16 protein-coding genes are annotated in these 19,439 nt (G+C 71.7%); 11 read left to right on the top strand and 5 right to left on the bottom strand.

What is annotated here, in order from left to right; all coding sequences use genetic code 11:
* Positions 1-51 precede the first annotated feature (51 nt).
* Positions 52-1,605: a M48 family metallopeptidase gene (locus tag AB0L06_RS15180; protein WP_500231585.1), complete on the top strand. Its 1,554-nt coding sequence runs from the start codon at positions 52-54 to the stop codon at positions 1,603-1,605.
* An 11-nt stretch (positions 1,606-1,616) separates the two neighbouring features.
* On the opposite strand, the gene AB0L06_RS15185 is transcribed toward AB0L06_RS15180, so the two are convergent.
* Together AB0L06_RS15185 and ppdK are read right to left on the bottom strand one after the other, a co-directional pair.
* Entirely contained in the window at positions 1,617-2,432 is an 816-nt protein-coding gene (locus tag AB0L06_RS15185) for a YdcF family protein (protein WP_500231586.1), read from the bottom strand.
* 193 nt (positions 2,433-2,625) lie between these two features.
* A complete protein-coding gene (gene ppdK / locus AB0L06_RS15190) occupies positions 2,626-5,316 on the bottom strand; it encodes a pyruvate, phosphate dikinase (RefSeq protein WP_500231587.1) in 2,691 nt (896 codons plus the stop codon).
* A 360-nt stretch (positions 5,317-5,676) separates the two neighbouring features.
* Here ppdK and AB0L06_RS15195 point away from each other — a divergent pair, with 360 nt between their 5' ends.
* Positions 5,677-7,563, top strand: coding sequence for a glycoside hydrolase family 15 protein (locus AB0L06_RS15195; protein WP_500231588.1), 1,887 nt, complete (start codon positions 5,677-5,679; stop codon positions 7,561-7,563).
* A gap of 248 nt (positions 7,564-7,811) precedes the next feature.
* Complete coding sequence (locus AB0L06_RS15200) at positions 7,812-8,489, top strand: hypothetical protein (protein ID WP_500231589.1); 678 nt, start codon at positions 7,812-7,814, stop codon at positions 8,487-8,489.
* Between the two features lie 151 nt (positions 8,490-8,640).
* Here the strand turns inward: AB0L06_RS15200 and AB0L06_RS15205 are convergent, their stop codons facing one another.
* Positions 8,641-10,029: a glycine--tRNA ligase gene (locus AB0L06_RS15205; protein WP_500231590.1), complete on the bottom strand. Its 1,389-nt coding sequence runs from the start codon at positions 10,027-10,029 to the stop codon at positions 8,641-8,643.
* A 235-nt stretch (positions 10,030-10,264) separates the two neighbouring features.
* On the bottom strand, positions 10,265-11,845 hold the full coding sequence (locus AB0L06_RS15210; protein WP_500231591.1) for a DUF1906 domain-containing protein: 1,581 nt from the start codon (positions 11,843-11,845) through the stop codon (positions 10,265-10,267).
* A 136-nt stretch (positions 11,846-11,981) separates the two neighbouring features.
* Between AB0L06_RS15210 and AB0L06_RS15215 the strand changes: the two genes are divergently transcribed.
* From AB0L06_RS15215 to AB0L06_RS15250, 8 genes are all read left to right on the top strand, one after another.
* Positions 11,982-12,260, top strand: a complete 279-nt coding sequence (locus AB0L06_RS15215) for an antibiotic biosynthesis monooxygenase family protein (RefSeq protein ID WP_500231592.1) — start codon at positions 11,982-11,984, stop codon at positions 12,258-12,260.
* 116 nt (positions 12,261-12,376) lie between these two features.
* Positions 12,377-13,309 (top strand): metal ABC transporter substrate-binding protein, encoded by a 933-nt coding sequence (locus AB0L06_RS15220; protein ID WP_500231593.1) that lies wholly within the window; start codon positions 12,377-12,379, stop codon positions 13,307-13,309.
* 17 nt (positions 13,310-13,326) lie between these two features.
* Positions 13,327-14,052, top strand: coding sequence for a metal ABC transporter ATP-binding protein (locus AB0L06_RS15225; RefSeq protein ID WP_500231768.1), 726 nt, complete (start codon positions 13,327-13,329; stop codon positions 14,050-14,052).
* Complete coding sequence (locus tag AB0L06_RS15230; protein ID WP_500231594.1) at positions 14,049-14,999, top strand: metal ABC transporter permease; 951 nt, start codon at positions 14,049-14,051, stop codon at positions 14,997-14,999. The genes AB0L06_RS15225 and AB0L06_RS15230 overlap by 4 nt, the downstream gene beginning before the upstream one ends.
* Positions 14,996-15,391, top strand: a complete 396-nt coding sequence (locus AB0L06_RS15235) for a Fur family transcriptional regulator (protein WP_500231595.1) — start codon at positions 14,996-14,998, stop codon at positions 15,389-15,391. The genes AB0L06_RS15230 and AB0L06_RS15235 overlap by 4 nt, the downstream gene beginning before the upstream one ends.
* Before the next feature lie 268 nt (positions 15,392-15,659).
* On the top strand, positions 15,660-17,264 hold the full coding sequence (locus tag AB0L06_RS15240) for a M4 family metallopeptidase (RefSeq protein ID WP_500231596.1): 1,605 nt from the start codon (positions 15,660-15,662) through the stop codon (positions 17,262-17,264).
* Between the two features lie 210 nt (positions 17,265-17,474).
* A complete protein-coding gene (locus AB0L06_RS15245) occupies positions 17,475-18,107 on the top strand; it encodes a hypothetical protein (protein ID WP_500231597.1) in 633 nt (210 codons plus the stop codon).
* Positions 18,108-18,166: 59 nt separating this feature from the next.
* Entirely contained in the window at positions 18,167-18,592 is a 426-nt protein-coding gene (locus tag AB0L06_RS15250) for an OsmC family protein (RefSeq protein ID WP_500231598.1), read from the top strand.
* Here AB0L06_RS15250 and AB0L06_RS15255 read toward each other — a convergent pair.
* Positions 18,567-19,433, bottom strand: coding sequence for a TauD/TfdA dioxygenase family protein (locus tag AB0L06_RS15255; protein ID WP_500231599.1), 867 nt, complete (start codon positions 19,431-19,433; stop codon positions 18,567-18,569). The two genes, AB0L06_RS15250 and AB0L06_RS15255, sit on opposite strands and share 26 nt — an antisense overlap.
* Between the last annotated feature and the right edge of the window lie 6 nt (positions 19,434-19,439).

Genomic DNA, 19,439 nt, shown 5'->3' on the forward strand with positions numbered 1-19,439 from the left:
CTCACCACCGAGGCGAGTACACATGACCGCGAGTCTGCCGGGGTACCGCTCATGACCACCACGCTGCGCGCCGTCCTCGCGCTCACCCTCCTCGCCGGCTTCTACGTCCTGGCAGGGCTCGTCCTCGCCGCCGCCGTGATCGCCGACATGGCCGCCGTGGCCGCCCTGAGGAGCCCGTTGCAGGTCGCCTCGCTCCACGGCGTCTTCGTGCTGACCGTCGCGGCGCTGGCGCTGCTGCGCGCGCTGGTCGTGGTCAGCCGCGGGAACGGCGTCGACGCCCCCCGCGGCCGGGCCGTCGGCCCGCGGGACGAACCGGAGCTGTGGCGCGAGGTCACCGCCCTCGCCGCCGCCGCCGGCACCGCGCCGCCGGACGAGATCCGCGTCATCCCGGACGTGAACGCCGCCGTCACGGAGGAGACGTCCTGGCTCGGGCTGCGCGCCAAGAAGCGCCGGATGCTCATCGGGCGGCCGCTGTTCGTGCTGCTCACCCGGGCCGAGCTCGCGGCCGTCCTCGGGCACGAGCTCGGCCACTACAGCGGCTCGCACCTCCGGCTCGGCGAGCCCACCTACCGGGGACACCTCGCGCTCAGCCGGACGATCGGCGGACTCGACGACCACCCCTCCGTCCAGCGGCTGTTCGTCTGGTACGGCAAGCTGTACCTCCGTGTCTCCAAGGCGGTGGCGCGGCGGCAGGAGCTGGAGGCGGACGAGTTCGCCGTGCGGATCGCCGGGCGGCACGCCGCGTCCGAGGCGTTGACCAAGGTGCGCATCGTGGACGTCGCGTGGGAGGCGTACCGGTTGGAGTACCTGCCGTTGATCGGCCCCGCCAAGGCCCGTCCGACCGAGCTGTACGGGGGCCTGCGGCATCTGATGAACGGCCAGCGCCAGCGGTTCCTGGCCGAGGCGAACAGCGCCGAGCCCTCGCCCTACGACTCCCACCCGAGCCTGCCGGACCGGCTCACCGCGATCGCCCGGCTGCCCGAGAGCGCTGTCCATGTGGACGGCCGTCCCGCCGCGACCATCCTGCGCGACCCGGCCGCCGCGGAAGGCTTCATCGAGGCGCACCTCTCGTCCCTCTCGTCGAACGAGGTGTTCGCCCTGCCCTCCGTCCCGTGGGAGGAGGTCGCCGCGCGCGCCCTGTACAACGGAGCGAACGCCGAGGCCGTCAGCGACCTGCTGGTCGCGGCGCAGCGGATCAACGGCGCGCCGGAGCCGACGCTCGGCGGAGCCGTCGCCGCCGTCGCCGCCGGACGGATCCCCGAGCTGGCCGCCGAGCTGCGTGAACTCGGCTGGAAGGGCAAGGGCGGCGACCGCGCGCTGGTCGAGAACGTGCTGGTCCGCGCGGTGCAGGGCGTCCTGGTCGAGACCCGGCGGGCCCGCTGGATCCTGTCCTGGGAGGGCCCGATCGTGCTGCGCGACGCGTCCGGCGCGGAGGTCGACGTCAAGGACGCCGTCGCGCACGTCGTCGCAGACCCCGCCGCGTCCGGGGAACTGCGCGCCCTGCTGGAGCACTACGGCGTCCCGGCCGAGCACCGTCCGGCGTTCCCGGCCCGGCAGCCGTACCCGGCTGGGCAGGACCCGTACCAGCAGGGTCCGCCCAGGTAGGACGGCGGGCGTCAGTGCCCCGGCGAGTGGGACGGGGTGGCCGGGGTGGCGGTGTTGTCCGGGACGACGCCCTTGATCGTCTCGTCCGGCGTGTGGACGCTCCGCCCGAGCAGGACGTAGGACAGGTACCCGCCGGTCTCGCGGACGATGTAGTGGTACTGGGTGTCGCGGGTCTGGACGCTCGGGCCGCTGCGGGTCGGCGAGCCGGCGGGGTCGATCCCGTTGTCGGACGCCATCCGCTTGGCCCGCAGCTCGTGCCACGGGTCGGTGACGATCACGCCGGAGTGCAGGCCGAGGCGGCGGAACTCGGCGCCGACGGCCTTGAAGCTCTGCAGGGTGTCGCGGCCGACCGGGACGGAGATCACCCGGTCGGCGGGCACCCCGCCCGTCCGGACCAGCCACCGGCGGCCGGAGTCGGCCTCGGTGAAGTTGTCGCCGGGCGCCTTGCCGCCGACCGTGACGATGCGCTTCGCGACGCCGTGCTGGTACAGCTCCAGCGCGTGCTGGAGCCGCCACTTCAGGGTCGGCGACGGGACGCCGTTGTACTGCGCCGCGCCCAGCACGATGATCGCGTCCGAGTGGGGCCGCTCGTCCTGCCGGGCCTGGTACCAGACGCGGAGACCGACCGTGAGCGGGGTCACCACGACGACGCCGACCAGCGTCACGATCACACCGACCGTGATCACGAGCCAGCGCGGCCGGGGCTCCCGCCGTTTCTTCCTGCGCCCGCCGCCCCGTTCGTTCGCGCGCTCGCGCCCGGCTCCGTCGTCGCGGGCCGCGGTCTCGGGTTCCGGCTCGTTCTCCGGCACGTGCAGTTCCATCGTCATCGCACCTGACACGCTAGTTAGACGACGCCGGAGACGCGAACGGTTCGCCCGGCCCACCAAGTAATGAAACCGGACGGACCGGACACAAGATCACCCCGGGGCACCATCACCCGAGGCACGGTTCCGCCCCGGCGACTTCCCGCCGGGGCGAGGGGCCGACGTCACCCCGGCGGCCTCCCACCGGGGTGAGGGGTCAGCGGCTGTCGCTGCCCGCCGACCCGATCGCGGCGCGGCCCGCCTCGAGCCGCGCGACGGGCACGCGGAACGGCGAGCAGGACACGTAGTCCAGCCCCACCTCGTGGCAGAAGTGCACCGAGTCCGGGTCGCCGCCGTGCTCGCCGCAGATGCCGAGCTTCAGGTCCGGACGCGTCGCCCGGCCCTCCTCGACGGCGATCCGGACGAGCCGTCCGACGCCCTCGCGGTCCAGCGTCTCGAAGGGCGACACACCGAAGATGCCCAGGTCGAGGTACCGCGAGAAGAACGCGGCCTCCACGTCGTCCCGGGAGAATCCCCAGGTCATCTGGGTGAGGTCGTTGGTGCCGAAGGAGAAGAACTCGGCCGCCTCGGCGATCTGCCCGGCGGTGAGCGCGGCCCGCGGAACCTCGATCATGGTGCCGATCAGGGTGTGGACGGCCACGCCGGTGTGCTCGGCGACCTCCCGCAGGACGCCCTCGGCCTCCAGGCGGACGGTCTCCAGCTCCTGCACCGCGCCGACGAGTGGGATCATGATCTCCGGGCGCGGGTCGCCCCCGGCGGCCTTGCGCGCGACGGCCGCCTCGGCGATCGCCTTCACCTGCATGAGGAAGAGTCCCGGAATGACCAAACCCAGACGCACACCGCGCAGCCCGAGCATAGGGTTCTGCTCGTGCAGCCGGGTGACGGCCTCCAGCAGGCGCCGGTCCTGCGGGTCGGCGTCCGCCCCGGCGAGCGCCACCTTCACCGACAGCTCGGTGAGATCGGGAAGGAACTCGTGCAGCGGGGGGTCGATGAGCCGGATCGTGACCGGCAGCCCGTCCATGGCCTCGAAGATCCCCTCGAAGTCCGCGCGCTGCAGCGGCTCGAGGGCGTCCAGGGCGGTGGCCCGCTCCTCGTCCGTCTCGGCGAGGATCAGCTTCTCGACCAGCTGCCGCCGGTCGCCGAGGAACATGTGCTCGGTCCGGCACAGGCCGATGCCCTGCGCGCCGAACCGCCGGGCGCGGGCGGCGTCCTCGGGGTTGTCGGCGTTCGCCCGGACGCTCATCCGGGCCCTGGCGTCGGCGTGAGCCATGATCCGGTCCACGGCTCCGACCAGCTCGCCGCCGTCCGCGGCGGAGAGCCGTCCCTCGAAGTACTGGACGATCTCGGAGTCCTCGACCGGGACCTCGCCGAGGTAGACCAGGCCGCTGGTGCCGTCGATGGAGATGACGTCGCCCTCGGAGACCACGACGCCGCCGGGCGCGGTGAACCTCCGCGACCTGACGTCGACGTCGAGCTCCTCGGCGCCGCAGACGCAGGTCTTGCCCATGCCGCGGGCGACGACGGCGGCGTGCGAGGTCTTGCCGCCGCGGGAGGTGAGCACGCCGCGCGCGGCGACCATGCCCGCGAGGTCGTCGGGGTTGGTCTCGCGCCGGACGAGGATGACGTCCTCGCCCTTCTCGGCGGCGGCGACGGCGGCGTCGCTGCTGAACACGGCCTTGCCGACGGCCGCGCCCGGGGAGGCGTTCATGCCCTTGGTGAGCCGCGTGGCGTCCACGGCGGCGGAGGTGTCGAACCGGGGGAACATCAGCTGGGCGAGCTGGTCGCCGGTGATGCGGGAGGCGGCCTCGTCGGCGTCGATGAGGCCCTGGTCGAGCAGCTGGCAGGCGATGCGGAACGCCGCGGCGGCGGTCCGCTTGCCTACCCGGGTCTGGAGCATCCACAGCTTGCCGCGCTCGATCGTGAACTCGATGTCGCACATGTCGCGGTAGTGGTTCTCCAGCGTCTCCATGATGTCGAGCAGCTGGTCGTAGGAGCGCTTGTCGATCCGCTCCAGCTCGGTCAGCGGGACGGTGTTGCGGATGCCCGCCACCACGTCCTCGCCCTGCGCGTTCTGGAGGTAGTCGCCGTAGACGCCCTGGTGGCCGGACGCGGGGTCGCGGGTGAACGCGACGCCGGTGCCGGAGTCCATGCCGAGGTTGCCGAACACCATCGAGCAGATGTTGACGGCCGTGCCGAGGTCGACCGGGATCCGCTCCTGCCGCCGGTAGAGGATGGCGCGGGGGGCGTTCCAGGAGTCGAACACCGCGAGCGTGGCGAGCCTCATCTGCTCGCGCGGGTCGGTCGGGAAGTCGTCCCCGGTCTCGTGCTTGACGATCTCCTTGAACGTGCCGACCAGGGCGCGGAAGTCCTCGGCGGCCAGGTCGACGTCGTTGCTGACGCCCTTGGCGCGCTTGGCGTCCTCCAGGGCGTCCTCGAAGCGCTCGCCGTCGATGTCCAGCACGGTCTTGCCGAACATCTGGATCAGCCGCCGGTAGGAGTCCCAGGCGAACCGCTCGTCGCCCGCCTGGGCGGCCAGGCCCGTGACGGAGTCGTCGTTCAGGCCGATGTTGAGGACGGTCTCCATCATGCCCGGCATGGAGAACTTCGCCCCGGACCGGACGCTGACCAGCAGCGGGTCGTCCGGCTGGCCGAGCTTCTTGCCCATCGCCCGCTCCAGCGCGGCGAGGTGCTCGTCGATCTCGTTCTCGAGCCCCTCGGGGAGGGTGCCGTGCTCGAGGTAGTGCCTGCAGGACTCGGTCGTGATCGTGAAGCCGGGCGGGACGGGCAGCCCGAGATTGGTCATCTCGGCCAGGTTGGCGCCCTTGCCTCCCAGCAGATCCTTGAGGTCCTTGTTGCCCTCTGTGAAGTCGTACACGAACTTCGGCACGGGGAGCTCCTTCTCGCTCCGGTGACACCCAACACCAGGGGTCGGTCTCCCGCGCCCGTTCCGCCCGCGATGCCGGTATTGATCGCGTTTGTCCTGGCGCTAGAAGCTTCGCCCTGTTTGCGGGGACTGTACCCATGGAAACGGGACCCGTTCGCCGCCCCTTGCCACCACGCGAGTATTCCCAGGTCAGGAGCATTGTAATGGCCTATACCAATAGCGACACGGCAGACCTCCCCGGTGGGAAACCCCGCCGCCGACCCGCCGTTTCGGGCGGATACGACCCCATGACCGAGTCGGCCCGCCCCATGGCCGGGTCATTGCCCTGGGGAGGGAATGATGGATCACAGAGGAGGTGAGGCCGTGAGGCCGAAGGTCGCCGGAGGGCGAGCGGGAGAGCCGTTCGCCCCGATCGCCGACTACGGGTTCCTGTCCGACTGCGAGACGACCGCGCTGGTCGCGCCCAGCGGGAACATCGAGTGGATGTGCCTGCCGAAGATGGACTCGCCCAGCGTGTTCGGCTCGATCCTGGACAGGGACGCGGGATATTTCCGGCTCGGACCGGCGGGCGTCGAGGTGCCCGCCGCCCAGCGCTACATCCCCGGCACGATGGTGATGGAGACCACGTGGTGGGTGCACGGGGGCTGGCTGGTGGTGACCGACGCCCTGCTCATGGGCCCGTGGCACCACGAGGACGAGCGGTCCCACACCCACCGCCGCGCCCCCACCGACTACGACGCCGACCACGTCCTGCTCCGCATGGTGCGCTGCGTCAACGGGCAGGCCCAGGTCCGGCTCGACTGCATGCCCGTGTTCGACTACGGCCAGTCCCCGGCCCGCTGGGAGCACTCCGGCGTCGGCTACCACGAGGCCGTCGCCCGCGGGAACGGCGTCTCGCTGCGCCTGACCACCGACATGAACGTCGGGTTCGAGGGCTCGCTCGCCACGTCCCGGACGCTGCTGAAGCAGGGCGACGCCCGGTTCGTCGCGCTGTCCTGGAGCGAGCACCAGCCGCCCGCCACCTACGAGGAGGCGCACGAGCGGCTGGTCTGGACCGTCCACCACTGGCAGCACTGGCTGGACCGGGGCCGGTTCCCCGACCACCCCTGGCGCAGCCACCTGCAGCGCAGCGCGCTGACGCTGAAGGGGCTGACGTTCGCGCCGTCCGGGGCGGTCGCGGCGGCGGCGACCACGTCGCTGCCCGAGACGCCTGGCGGCGAGCGGAACTGGGACTACCGCTACACCTGGATCCGCGACTCCACGATGGCCCTGTGGGCGTTCTACACGCTGGGCTACGACTGGGAGGCCAACGACTTCTTCTACTTCATCACCGACGTCGCCGAGGCGGCCGAGGGCAAGCTCCAGATCATGTACGGCCTGGACGGCCGCGAGGAGCTGCCCGAGGCGACGCTCGACCACCTCAGCGGCTACGACGGCGCCCGCCCCGTGCGCATCGGCAACGAGGCCTACGTGCAGAACCAGCACGACGTGTGGGGCGCGATCATCGGGTCGGTCTACATGTTCGTGCGCAAGCGCGACCGGCTGGACGACCGGCTCTGGAAGATCGTCGTCAAGCAGGTCGAGGACGCCCTGGACAACTGGCGCCAGCCGGACGCCGGGATGTGGGAGGTGCGCGGCGAGCCGCAGCATTTCACCTCCTCCAAGCTGTTCTGCTGGGTCGCGGCCGACCGCGGCGCCCGGCTCGCCCGGATCCGCGGCGACCACGAGCGGGCCCGCCGCTGGCAGGAGGCCGCCGACGAGATCCACGCCGACGTCCTCGCGCACGCGCTGGACGACCGGGGCGTGTTCGTCGCGCACTACGGCGCCACCTCGCTCGACGCCTCCTCGCTGCTGATCCCGCTGCTGGGCTTCCTGCCGCCGGACGACAAGCGGGTGCGCGAGACGGTGCTCGCCATCGCCGACGAGCTGTCGGAGGACGACCTGGTGCTGCGATACCGGGCGGCCGAGACCGACGACGGCTTCGACTCGGAGGAGGGCACCTTCACGATCTGCTCGTTCTGGCTGGTCAGCGCGCTGGTGATGATCGGCGAGGTGGAGCGGGCGAAGGCCCTGTGCGAGAAGCTGCTGAGCTACGCCAGCCCGCTGCAGCTGTACGCCGAGGAGATCGACCCGCACACCGGGCGGCACCTGGGCAACTTCCCGCAGGCGTTCACCCACCTGGCGCTGATCAACGCGGTGATGCAGGTGATCCAGGCCGAGCAGCGCGAGCGCGAACCGGGACTCGCCTGACCGGGGTTCACCGACCCGTTGAGGGCCTGACCGGCCGTTGAGGGCCGGGGCGGACGACCACGTCCGCCCCGGCCCTTCGCATGTGGCGCAGGGGCGGACAGCCGCCCAACCCTTCACCGTAACCCGGTTCGGCACGCGGAGGGCTGTCAGGTTTCGGCCATAACAACCTCGGTCACCCACCTAGGCGCGCGCCAGAGATGAAGTTACTTTCGCGTTGCCCACCCCGTAACCGGACAAAGGAGCATCCGGTGGCACAAATCAGGAAGTCCTTCGCCATGGGCGCGGCCGCCGCCGCGCTCGTCGTCGGCTCCGCGACGGCCGCCTCAGCGGCCGGAGTCGGCATCCACGCGGGCTCGGCTACCGGGCCCCTCTTCTCGGGCAACGTCAAGGCGTCGCTGCTCGGGACCGCGTCCGTCACCACCTCGCTCGGCGGCGGTTCCTGCAACCAGTCCACGATGAGCGGCTCGGTGACCTCCGGCGGCAGCGGCTCGATCACCAGCGCCACGTTCACCAACAGCCCCGGCCCCGCCTGCCCGGGCGGCGGCGGCACCGTCGCCGTGACCTCCCAGAGCCTGCCCTGGGCCGCGACCGCCGCCTACGACTCCGCCCACACCGGCGGCCGCGACGGCACCCTGACCATCGCCGGCTTCAAGGTCAAGGCCGTCGCCAGCATCCTCGGCGGCATCACCTGCTACTACGGCGGCACCGTGACCGCCGACGGCTACAACCCCAACAACGCCTCCCGGCCCGACACCACCGTCAACCAGGCCCAGCTCAAGCTGAACAACGTCACGGTGCCCGTGGCGTCCGGCGGCAGCTTCCTCTGCCCGTCCACCGCCACCGTCACCGCCGCCTACCAGCTCCTGGGCGAGAGCTCGCCCGGGTCCGGCTCGTACACCACCCAGCTGTGGATCGAAGCCTCCTGACCGTCCGCGCCTCCTGACCGTCCGCGCGTCCACCCCGCCTGAGCTCCATGCGCGCCGCAGGAAACGAGCAGGGGCCGTCTCCCCGGAGGGAGACGGCCCCTGTCACGTTCGCCCGCGCGGGCGCGGGATGCCGGTCAGCGCGTCAGCGGCGTCAGCAGCCGATGAGCTGGGCGGCGAGGAAGGACTCGACCTGGCTCAGCGAGATGCGCTCCTGGCTCATCGTGTCCCGCTCCCGGACGGTCACCGCGTCGTCCTCGAGGGTGTCGAAGTCGACGGTGACGCAGAACGGGGTGCCGATCTCGTCCTGGCGGCGGTAGCGGCGGCCGATCGCGCCCGCGTCGTCGAAGTCGACGTTCCAGTTCTTGCGGAGCTGGGCGGCCAGGTCACGGGCCTTCGGCGACAGGTCGGCGTTCCGGGACAGCGGCAGGACGGCCACCTTGACCGGGGCGAGCCGCCGGTCGAGGCGCATGACGGTGCGCTTCTCCAGCTTGCCCTTGGCGTTCGGGGCCTCGTCCTCGGCGTAGGCGTCCATCATGAACGTCAGCGTGCAGCGGTCGACGCCGGCCGCGGGCTCGATCACGTACGGGACGAACCGCTCGCCGGCCTCCTGGTCGAAGAACGACAGGTCCTGGCCGGACGCCTTGGCGTGCGTGGACAGGTCGAAGTCGGTGCGGTTCGCGACGCCCTCGAGCTCGCCCCACTCCTTGCCGGAGAAGCCGAACCGGTACTCGATGTCGACGGTCCGCTTGGAGTAGTGGGACAGCTTGTCCTTCGGGTGCTCGAGCAGCCGCAGGTTGTCCTTGCGGATGCCGAGGTCGGTGTACCACTGGAACCGCTCGTCGATCCAGTACTGGTGCCATTCCTCGTCGCTGCCCGGCTTGACGAAGAACTCCATCTCCATCTGCTCGAACTCGCGGGTCCGGAAGATGAAGTTGCCGGGGGTGATCTCGTTGCGGAACGACTTGCCGATCTGGCCGATGCCGAACGGGATCTTGCGCCGGGACGACTGCTGGACGTTCAGGTAGTTGATGAAGATGCCCTGCGCGGTCTCCGGGCGCAGGTAGGCCAGGCCCGACTCGTCCTCGATCGCGCCGAGGTAGGTGCGCAGCATGCCGTTGAACATCTTCGGCTCGGTGAACGCGCCCTTGACGCCGCAGTTCGGGCAGGTGACGTCGGCCAGGCCGTTCGGCGGCTCCTGGCCGTGCTTCTCCTCGTACGCCTCGGTCAGGTGGTCGGCGCGGAACCGCTTGTGGCAGGACTGGCACTCGGTCAGCGGGTCGACGAACTCGCGGACGTGGCCGCTGGCCTCCCAGACCTCGCGGGCCAGGATCACCGAGGAGTCGAGGCCGACGACGTCGTCGCGGCCCTGCACGACCGACTTCCACCACTGGCGCTTGACGTTGTTCTTCAGCTCGACGCCGAGCGGGCCGTAGTCCCAGGAGGCGCGCAGTCCGCCGTAGATCTCGCTGGACGGGAACACCAGGCCCCGACGCTTGCTGAGATTGATGATCGTGTCCATCACGTCGGAACGGCGTGCCATGGCTGTTCTCCATCCAACTGGCGGTCGGCGGGTGAGTTCGTCACGCGCCCTGCCGGTCGGCGGAGGGCGACGCGTGATCCCCGTTGATCGTGCTCGAATTCGTTTCGCTGGGGCTGCCGCGAGGTTTCGCCGAGCGGTGCTCTGGGCAGCCCTCCCCAGCTTAGGGCACCCGCAAGGGCCGCCGAACTCGATATCGGCCCACCGGACGCCGTGCCGCCGCCGGGCCGATATCGGGTCAGTAGACCCGGCCGTCCACCACGTTGCTGTCCACGAAGAGGGTCACTCCGCCGTGCCACTCCTTGTGGTCGCCCCTGAACTGCTTGATACGGCGATGCGGCTGCCACCAGGAGTTGGACAGATATCGGCTTCCATAGACGCGCGCTTTGCCGTCCCAGTGGGCGAACCAGATCAAGGGCGGCTTCACGATGCCTTTGGCCTTGCCCAGATCACGGACTCCGGAACCCGCGCTGCTGTACACACCCGCGACGTATCCGCGAGACCTCAGGGACGTCGTCCAGGACTCGATGAACCGCAGCACGGCCGATCGGCAACCCGGCTTGGCGTCGTACGCCTCCATGTCGTAGTAGATCGGCCTGCTCCTGGGGATGCCCAGCGCGCGCGCACGAGCCGCGGCGTCCGCCGCCGCCGAACGGCCCGCCTGGACGGCCTCCTCGGCCTTGAAGCGCGCCAGGAAGCGGGTGCAGGGCGCCTGCGGCCCGACGTAGGTGGGGATCAGCCGGTACCCCATCTTCCGGACGGCCTTGATCCACCCGGCGTTGAGGTTCGGCTGCGCGCACCCGCGCGCGACCCCTCCGATGTACACGTTGGCCACCGAATACGCCCCGCGCCATGCCTTCATCGCCTTGAGGGACGGCGCGGCGCACGCGTCGAACCCCCGCCCGATCGCCCACGCCGGCGGCGCCTTGCGCTTCGGCCGCTGGTGCCGCTTCTTACCCCTGTGCTTGTGCCCGCCCCCGTGCTTGTGCCCGGAGCCGTGCTTGTGTGGCCCGTTTCCGTGCCTGTGTCCAGCCCAGTGCTTGTGTCCGGCCCAGTGCTTGTGTCCGGCCCAGTGCTTGTGTCCGGCCCAGTGCTTGTGTCCACGTCCGTGCTTGTGCCCGCCTCCACGCTTCGTCCCGCCTGCGTGCCTCTTCTTCCCGCTTCCGCGCTTCTTCTTCCCGTGCCCGTGCTTGCGAGGCCCTCCGGACACCAGCCGCTCGCCCAGCCAGGCGGTCCGGACCGTCCTGGCCGCGGACGGTCCGGACGTCCAGCCGGTGGTGAGGCGGATCGCCCGCAGAGCCTCACGGAGGCGGTCCGGGCGGTCGCCGGAAAAGCCGGTGATCGTGACCCCGGCCTCCGGCAGCGGGACGCGGACGACGCCGTCCCACCGCGCGGGCAGGTCGAGCGAGGCCGGCCGGTCCGGGAGCGCCCGGCCCCGCCGACGCTCCGCCGAGGCTGACGCGGACGCGGGCGCCGGGCCACCCGGCTGGACGATGATCGCCTCGGCTCCGCCGATCACCCGCGCCGGGCAGGACGTCTGCTCCCCCGGCGTCCCGAAATAGATCGCACGCTGGTCGAACCGGACGCAGGCCCCCGGCTCGGCGTCCAGCCGGTGCACCTCCCAACCTCGCGGCACCGGCACGCTCACCCCCCGATAGGCCACCACACGACGTCCGCCGGAGGCGGTCGCCCGCTCCCCGGCGGCCGACGGCGCACGGGGGGTGGCGACGGGTCCCGAGGCGGGGAGGCCGATGACCAGGGATCCGGCGGCCAGGGCCGTGAGGGCCAGGGCGACGATGGGCACGGCGACTGAACGCACGTCGGTCCCCCTCCCGTGCGGGCCCGCGAGACGCGGGCGGTGCGGATCCTCATGATCACGTCGGGGCCCCGACCTGCGACGGGGCGCGCCGGGGGTTTCCCCGATCTTGGCCATGACGGGCTGGGAAGATGGTGCGATGATCGCGATCACCCGGTTCCGGGTCCCCGCCGAGCGCGCCGAGGGCTTCACCGAAGAGATGACGGCCCTGCTGGCCGACCTGGCCGCCGGGCCGGGGCACCGCGCGGGACGGCTCGCCCGCACCGTGGACGACCCGGAGCTGTGGGCGATGATCACCGAGTGGGACGGCGCGGGCTTCTACCGCCGCGCCCTCGGCGCCCCCGCCGTCCGGATGCGCCTCATCCCCCTCGCCACCATGGCCATCGACGAGCCCGGCGCCTACGAGGAGGTCCTCTAGGGACCCTGCGGAACGCCTGCCGCGTCCTCCCGAGGCCCCGCGGGGACGTCTGTTGCGTCCGCCACATCCGCGATGACGGTTTTGACAACCGTTTTCATTTTGTCCAGACTTGGGGCATGCCCTCGATCTGTCCCTCCCGGCGCGCACGGCGGCGTGCGCTGCCCCTCACAGCCGTCGTCCTCGCCGGTGCGCTCGGCCTGTCCGCCTGCGGTTCCGCGGACGGCGGGAGCGGCGGCAGGACGAAGGTCGTCGCGGGCTTCTACCCGATGGCGTGGCTCGCCCAGCGGATCGGCGGCGACACGGTCAAGGTCGAGACGCTGACCAAGCCCGGCGCCGAGCCGCACGACCTGGAGCTCACCCCGCGGCAGATCGCCGACGTGCAGAGCTCCGGCCTCACGCTCTACATCAAGGGCGTCCAGCCCGCGGTGGACGACGCGGTGGCCAAGCGCGCCAAGCACAAGTCGTTCGACGCGGTGACCGCCGTCAAGACCCTCCCCGCCCGCGACCTGGGCGAGGAGGGGGCCCACGCGGACTACGACCCGCACGTGTGGGTCGACCCCGGACGCATGGCCGCCATCGCCAAGGGCGTCGGCGACCGGCTCGCCGCCGCCGTCCCCGAGCACGCGGCCGAGTACCGGACCCGGACGGACGCGCTGGTCGAGCAGATCGGCGCCGTGGACTCGGAGTTCCAGAACGGCCTGAAGACCTGCAAGCGCAGGACGATCGTGACCTCGCACGCCGCGTTCGGCTACCTGGCCGACCACTACGGCCTCACGCAGGTCCCGATCGCGGGCGTCGACCCGGGCGCCGAGCCGTCCCCGAAGCGGCTGGCGCGGCTCACCGACCAGATCCGGTCGACCGGGGCGACGACGGTGTTCACCGAGACGCTGGTCAGCCCGAAGGTCGCCGACGCGCTGGCCCGGGAGGCGGGCGTGAGGACGGCGGTCCTCGACCCGGTCGAGGGCGTGAAGCCCGGATCGTCCGACGACTACCTGTCGGTCATGCGCCGCGACCTCGGCATCCTCCGCACCGCACTGGAGTGCTCGTGACCCCGCCCCCCTTCGCGATGACCGGCGGACGCGTCCGCCTGGACGGCCGGGAGGTGCTCGCCGGCATCGACCTCGTGGTCGGGCCCGGCGACGTGCTGGCCCTCACCGGGCCGAACGGCTCGGGCAAGTCCACCCTGGTCCGGGCCCTGCTCGGGGTGCTGCCGCTCAGCGGCGGACGCACCGAGATCTACGGCCGCGCCCCCGCCCGGTTCCGTGACTGGGGCCGGGTCGGGTACGTCCCGCAGCGGCTCCCGATGGGCGGCGGCGTCCCGGCGACCGTCCGTGAGGTCGTCGCGTCCGGACGCACCGCCCGGCAGTCCCGCTGGCGTCCGGCGTCGGCCGCCGACCGGGCCGCGATCGACCGCGCGCTCGCCGCCGTCGGCCTCACCGACCGCGCCCGCGACTCCGCTCACCTGCTGTCGGGCGGCCAGCAGCAGCGGGTGCTCATCGCCCGCGCGCTGGCGGGCGAACCCGACGTGATCGTCATGGACGAGCCGAACGCCGGGGTCGACGCGGGCAACCAGGAGGCCCTGGCCCGCACCCTCGGCATGCTGACCGGCGAGGGCCGCACGGTCCTGCTCGTCCTGCACGAGCTGGGCCCGCTGGAGCCGCTGATCACCCGGACCGTCCGGCTGGAGAACGGCCGGATCGCCGCCGAGACCCGCCTCCGCACCACGACGACGACCGGCGCGACCGCGTCCGAGCAGACCGCGTCCGAGCAGACCGCGGGGAGCGCGGCATGACCGACGTCCTGTCCTACGACTTCATGCGGATCGCGCTGGTCATGGCGATCCTGATCGGGCTGACCGCGCCCGCGATCGGCACCTTCATCGTCCAGCGCAAGCTGTCGCTGCTCGGCGACGGCATCGGGCACATCGCGCTCACCGGCATCGGGCTCGGCCTGCTCACCGGCACGTCCCCGATCCTGGGCGCGCTGGTGGTGACCGTGCTCGGCGCGCTCGCGATCGAGCTGCTGCGGGCGCGCAGCCGCAGCGGCGGGGACGTGGCGCTCGCGCTGCTGTTCTACGGCGGGCTCGCGGGCGGCGCGCTGCTCACCCAGGCGCAGAGCGGCGGCAGCAGCCTGCAGTCCTACCTGTTCGGCTCGATCAGCAGCGTGACGATGGGCGACCTGTACGTGGTCGCCGGGCTCGCGGTCGCGGTGCTCGCCATCGTGGTCGTCTTCGGCCGCGACCTGTTCCTGCTCTGCCAGGACGAGGAGCTCGCGCGCGCGGCCGGACTGCGGGTCCGGTTCCTGTCGGTGCTGATCGCGGTGACCGCCGCGGTGACCGTGGTCATCGCGATGCGCGCGGTCGGCCTCCTGCTGGTCGGCGCCCTGATGATCATCCCTGTGGCGGCCGCGCAGCAGCTGGCCCGGGGCTTCCGGGCGACGATGCTGAGCGCCATGGTGATCGGTGTACTGTCGGCGGTGTCGGGGCTGTTGAGCTCGTTCCAGTACGATCTTCAGCCGGGCCCGTCGATCGTGCTGCTCGCCCTCGTGGTGTTCCTGGCCGCGGTCGTCGCCGGCGCGGTCCTGCGCCGCCGGAGGGCGTTCGCGACCCGGCCGGCGCCGGGCGGCGGCCCGGAGGCGGCGGTGGAGACCGGCGCGCATGGCACGGCGGCACAGGAGACGGCGGTGGGCGCGGCGGCCCGCGTCCACGCGGAGCACGAGGCGGAGGTGCTCGGAGGATGACCAGGGCAAGCACGACGTCCCGGCGGAACGCGGTGCGCGAGGCGCTCTCGGAGTGCGAGGGGTTCCGCAGCGCGCAGGACATCTACGCCGCTCTGCGCGCCGACGGCTCCAAGATCGGCCTCACCACCGTCTACCGGGCGCTGCAGGCGCTGTGCGACGCCGGCGAGGTGGACGTGCTGCGCACCGACGAGGGCGAGGCCGTCTACCGCGCCTGCCGCACCGAGGAGCACCACCACCACCTGGTCTGCCGCGACTGCGGCCGGACGATCGAGGTGGCGGGCCCCGCGGTCGAGCGCTGGGCGGCGGCCATCGCCGACGAGCACGGCTTCAGCGAGATCACGCACACCGTCGAGATCTTCGGCCGCTGCGCCGACTGCACCGGCGCGGAGTAGCCGCCCGCCGTGAACCGTCCGGCGCGTTCGCGCGTCTTCTCCGGGCGGCGGCATGCCCTCGTTTCCCCCGGGCCGATATTCCTCCGCTTCGGAGTAAAGTCGCGCGCCGGATGGGTAACGGGTGACACCTTGAGAACATTCGTGGCGCTTTTTGACACTTTTCACCAAGTAAACCGAATACCTCTCATGTCATAAATGTCCCCATAGCCAGGGCGGCCCGACGGTCGGGTCCTCGGGGGGGCCGTGGCTCTCGCATGAGAGGGCGTTCATGAGAACCTCCCCCCGCCTGGTGGCCGGCGCCGCACTGCTCGCCGCGCCGGTCACCCTCGTCGTTCCGTCCGCCGCCTCGGCCTCCCCCGCCCCGACCGCTCCCGCTCCCTCGGTCGCCGCCACCCGCGCGCTCGGCGCGGCGGACGCCCACGCGGGCGACCTCAAGGCCGCGACGGACCAGAAGTTCAAGGTCGTCGGCGTGTCCGTGGACCGGGACGGGACGTCCCACACCCGCATGGTCCGGACGGTCCGGAACCTGCCCGTGCTCGGCGGTGACGTGATCGTCCACCAGAGCCGGTCCGGAGCGTACGAGGGGACGAGCCTGACGCTGCGCTCCCAGCCGAACCCGACCGCGCCGAAGGTCTCCGCGGCCGAGGCGAAGAAGGCCGCCGCCGCGAAGCACTACAAGACGCGCGACAACGGCACGCTCGTCGTCGAGGCCCGCACGGCCGACCACCAGCCGCGCCTCGCCTGGCGCTTCAAGACCGAGGGCAGGAAGGCCGACGGCACGCCGAGCCGCGTCTTCACCTCCGTGGACGCGCTGACCGGCAAGGTCCTGTTCCGCGAGGAGACGATCAAGACCGACGCGGGCGACGGCAAGGGCCTCTACTCCGGGACGGTCCCGCTCCAGCTCACCGCGTCCGGGTCGTCCTACCAGATGAAGGACCCGACGCGCGGCGGCACCTACACGGGCGACGCGGAGAACAAGTCGGACTTCTGCATCCTGACCTTCTGCCTCTTCCGCGCGCCCACGACCATCTTCACCTCGACCACGACGCACTTCGGCGACGGGACGAACACCAACCGCGCCTCGGCGGGCGTGGACGCGCAGTACGGCACCGACGAGACCTGGGACTTCTACAAGGAGGTCTTCGGCCGCAACGGCATCAAGAACGACGGCAAGGGCTCGTCCAACCGCGTCCACTACTCCAGCAACTACGCCAACGCGTTCTGGGACGACTCCTGCTTCTGCATGACCTACGGCGATGGTGACGGCCAGCAGCTCGCGCCGCTGACCGCGCTGGACGTCGCGGCGCACGAGATGACCCACGGCGTGACCAGCGCGACCGCGAACCTCACCTACAGCGGGGAGTCCGGCGGGCTGAACGAGGCGACCTCCGACATCATGGCGGCGGCCGTCGAGTTCTATGCCAACAACTCGACCGAGACCGGGAACTACCTGGTCGGCGAGCGGGTCGTGCTGCCCGGCTTCGGCAAGCCGGCGCTGCGGTTCATGGACAAGCCCAGCAAGGACGGCAAGTCCCCCGACAACTGGTCGACCGACCTGAAGAACCTCGACGTGCACTACTCGTCCGGCGTCGCCAACCACTTCTACTACCTGCTGTCCGAGGGCAGCGGCGCGAAGACGATCAACGGCGTCTCCTACGACAGCCCGACCGCCGACGGCAACGCCGTCAGCGGGATCGGCCGGGACGCGGCGACGCGCATCTGGTACCGCGCGCTGACCACGTACATGACGTCCAGCACGGACTACAAGGCCGCACGGACCGCCACGCTGAACGCCGCGAAGGACCTGTTCGGCGCGGGCAGCACGCAGTACAACGCGGTCGCCGCCGCCTGGACGGCCGTGAACGTCAGCTAGCCCCTCCTCGCACGGAGCCCGTCACGCGGCTCCGTGACCACAGAGGCCCCTTGGAAATCGAGGCCCCGTGTCCGCCCCACCGGGACACGGGGCCTCACCCTTTCGCCTGACAAACAACCCTGTCCGGCATGCCCCTGACAACCCGGACGACAGACGTGGTCCACTGGGTAAAACAGAGCATCATGGCCACGGTCCCGAAAGGGGGCCCAGATGATCTTTACTCGACACGCCATTCCGCTGTTCGCGAGCGCCTGCGCGGCCATCCTCGCCACCACCGCCGGTTGCGGCGGCACCAGCTCCGACGCCGGGAAGGCCGGAGCCACTTCGTCCCATGCGCCCGGAAAGTCCGCTTCGGGCATCCCCACGGGCGACCCGAGGGCCCTCGTCCCGACGGACATCCCGACGCACGCGCCCGGCTCGTGCCACGCGACCAGCGTCGATCCGGCCACGACGCGCCCGGACCCGGCGTGCACGCCGGGGGCGACCAACCCGGACGTCACGCAGGACAACATCCACCAGACGGTCTGCGTCGCGGGCTACACCAAGAAGATCCGGCCGCCGGTGTCGTACACCAACGCGCTCAAGAAGCAGCAGATCATCGAGTACGGCTACCAGGACACGAACCCGTCCTCCTACGAGGAGGACCACTTCATCCCGCTCTCGCTCGGCGGCGCCCCGACGGACCCGCGCAACCTCTGGCCGGAGACGGGCCCCAGCCCCAACCCCAAGGACGACGTCGAGTTCAAGCTCTACAAGGCCCTCTGCGCCGACCAGGTCACCCTCGCCGCCGCGCAGCAGGCGATCGTCAAGGACTGGACCACCGCCGGGGACATCGTGCCCTGATCACCTGATCACCCGATCTGCCGATGAGCGCCGCGCGGGCGGTTGGCAGAATCAGTCCCATGGCAACCACACGCATCGCCAACGCACACTGGGAAGGCCCGCTCATGGGCGGCAAGGGGACGGTCTCGCTGGACTCGTCCAAGATCGGCACGTACGAGGTCACCTGGCCGTCCCGGGCCGAGGAGCCGAACGGGCGCACCAGCCCCGAGGAGCTCATCGCGGCCGCGCACTCCACCTGCTACTCGATGGCGCTCTCGCACGGCCTCGCCGGGGCCGGGACGCCGCCGGAGAAGGTGGACACCAAGGCCGAGGTCACCTTCCAGCCCGGTGAGGGCATCACCGGGATCCACCTGACCGTCCGGGCGAGCGTGCCCGGCCTGTCGGCCGCCGACTTCGACAAGGCCGCGCAGGACGCCAAGACCAACTGCCCGGTGAGCAAGGCGCTCGCCGGCACGAAGATCACTCTGGACGCGGCGCTCGCCTAGCCCGGATCCGGCGCGCCGACTCCCGCTCCATCCTCGGGTGGAGCGGGAGCGGGGCGCTTCCGGCGCAGGTCACGAGTCTGAGCCTGCGCCGCCCCGCCGCCCGCTCCGAGGCGTCGAGGACGTCCCGGTGCTGGGTCGCGCGGTTGTCCCAGACCACCACGTCGCCCGGCCGCCACCGCCAGCGGACGGTGTTCTCCAGCGCCGTCACATGGCCCTGGAACAGCCGGATCAGCGCGTCCGCGTCCGCCCTGTCGCTGAGGCCCGCGACGCGCCGCGCGAACGCGCCCAGAAGCAGCACCCGCTCCCCCGTCTCCGGATGGACGGTCACCAGCGGGTGCTCCAGCCCGCCGTCCGGGCCCGCGTGCTCGATCCACAACCGGTCGGCGACCTCGCGCAACTCGACCGGCAGGCCGTCGTAGGCGGTCGCGGTGTTCGCCCACACGGTGTCGCCGCCGACCGGCGGGACGCTCAGCGCGTGCAGCACCGACACGCCCGGCGGACGCATCGTGCCGCTCCCGTCCGTGTGCCAGGCCGCCGGGCAGCCGGAGTGAGCGGGGCGGTCGGAACACTCCAGGCGACCGGATCGCTCGACGGGCGGCGCGGGCTCGCCGAAGAGCGCGGCGAGCGCCGTCTGTTCCGCGACGCCGAAGCCGTTCTGGCTCTGGATGAACAGCACCTTGTGCCGCAGCAGCGCCCGGCGCAGCAAGCGTGCCGTGCCGTCGTCGAACCCATCGGCCAGCCGGACGCCCGTGACCGCCGCGCCGATCCGTCCCGCCACGGGCTCCACGCAGACCGCCTCCGCGCAGGGCGCGGGCGGCAGGTCCAGGAGACGGTACGCCATGCGGAC

The organism is Spirillospora sp. NPDC052269 (assembly GCF_040679435.1).
GTDB lineage: Bacteria > Actinomycetota > Actinomycetes > Streptosporangiales > Streptosporangiaceae > Spirillospora.

Bases quoted from the DNA above. Each gene is read 5' to 3' on its own strand.
- AB0L06_RS15250 (WP_500231598.1), top strand. From the start codon at position 18,167: ATGGCAACCACACGCATCGCCAACGCACACTGGGAAGGCCCGCTCATG.
- AB0L06_RS15255 (WP_500231599.1), bottom strand. From the start codon at position 19,433: ATGGCGTACCGTCTCCTGGACCTGCCGCCCGCGCCCTGCGCGGAGGCG.
- AB0L06_RS15235 (WP_500231595.1), top strand. From the start codon at position 14,996: ATGACCAGGGCAAGCACGACGTCCCGGCGGAACGCGGTGCGCGAGGCG.
- AB0L06_RS15230 (WP_500231594.1), top strand. From the start codon at position 14,049: ATGACCGACGTCCTGTCCTACGACTTCATGCGGATCGCGCTGGTCATG.
- AB0L06_RS15185 (WP_500231586.1), bottom strand. From the start codon at position 2,432: ATGACGATGGAACTGCACGTGCCGGAGAACGAGCCGGAACCCGAGACC.
- AB0L06_RS15220 (WP_500231593.1), top strand. From the start codon at position 12,377: ATGCCCTCGATCTGTCCCTCCCGGCGCGCACGGCGGCGTGCGCTGCCC.
- AB0L06_RS15245 (WP_500231597.1), top strand. From the start codon at position 17,475: ATGATCTTTACTCGACACGCCATTCCGCTGTTCGCGAGCGCCTGCGCG.
- AB0L06_RS15240 (WP_500231596.1), top strand. From the start codon at position 15,660: ATGAGAACCTCCCCCCGCCTGGTGGCCGGCGCCGCACTGCTCGCCGCG.
- AB0L06_RS15180 (WP_500231585.1), top strand. From the start codon at position 52: ATGACCACCACGCTGCGCGCCGTCCTCGCGCTCACCCTCCTCGCCGGC.
- AB0L06_RS15215 (WP_500231592.1), top strand. From the start codon at position 11,982: ATGATCGCGATCACCCGGTTCCGGGTCCCCGCCGAGCGCGCCGAGGGC.
- AB0L06_RS15225 (WP_500231768.1), top strand. From the start codon at position 13,327: ATGACCGGCGGACGCGTCCGCCTGGACGGCCGGGAGGTGCTCGCCGGC.
- AB0L06_RS15205 (WP_500231590.1), bottom strand. From the start codon at position 10,029: ATGGCACGCCGTTCCGACGTGATGGACACGATCATCAATCTCAGCAAG.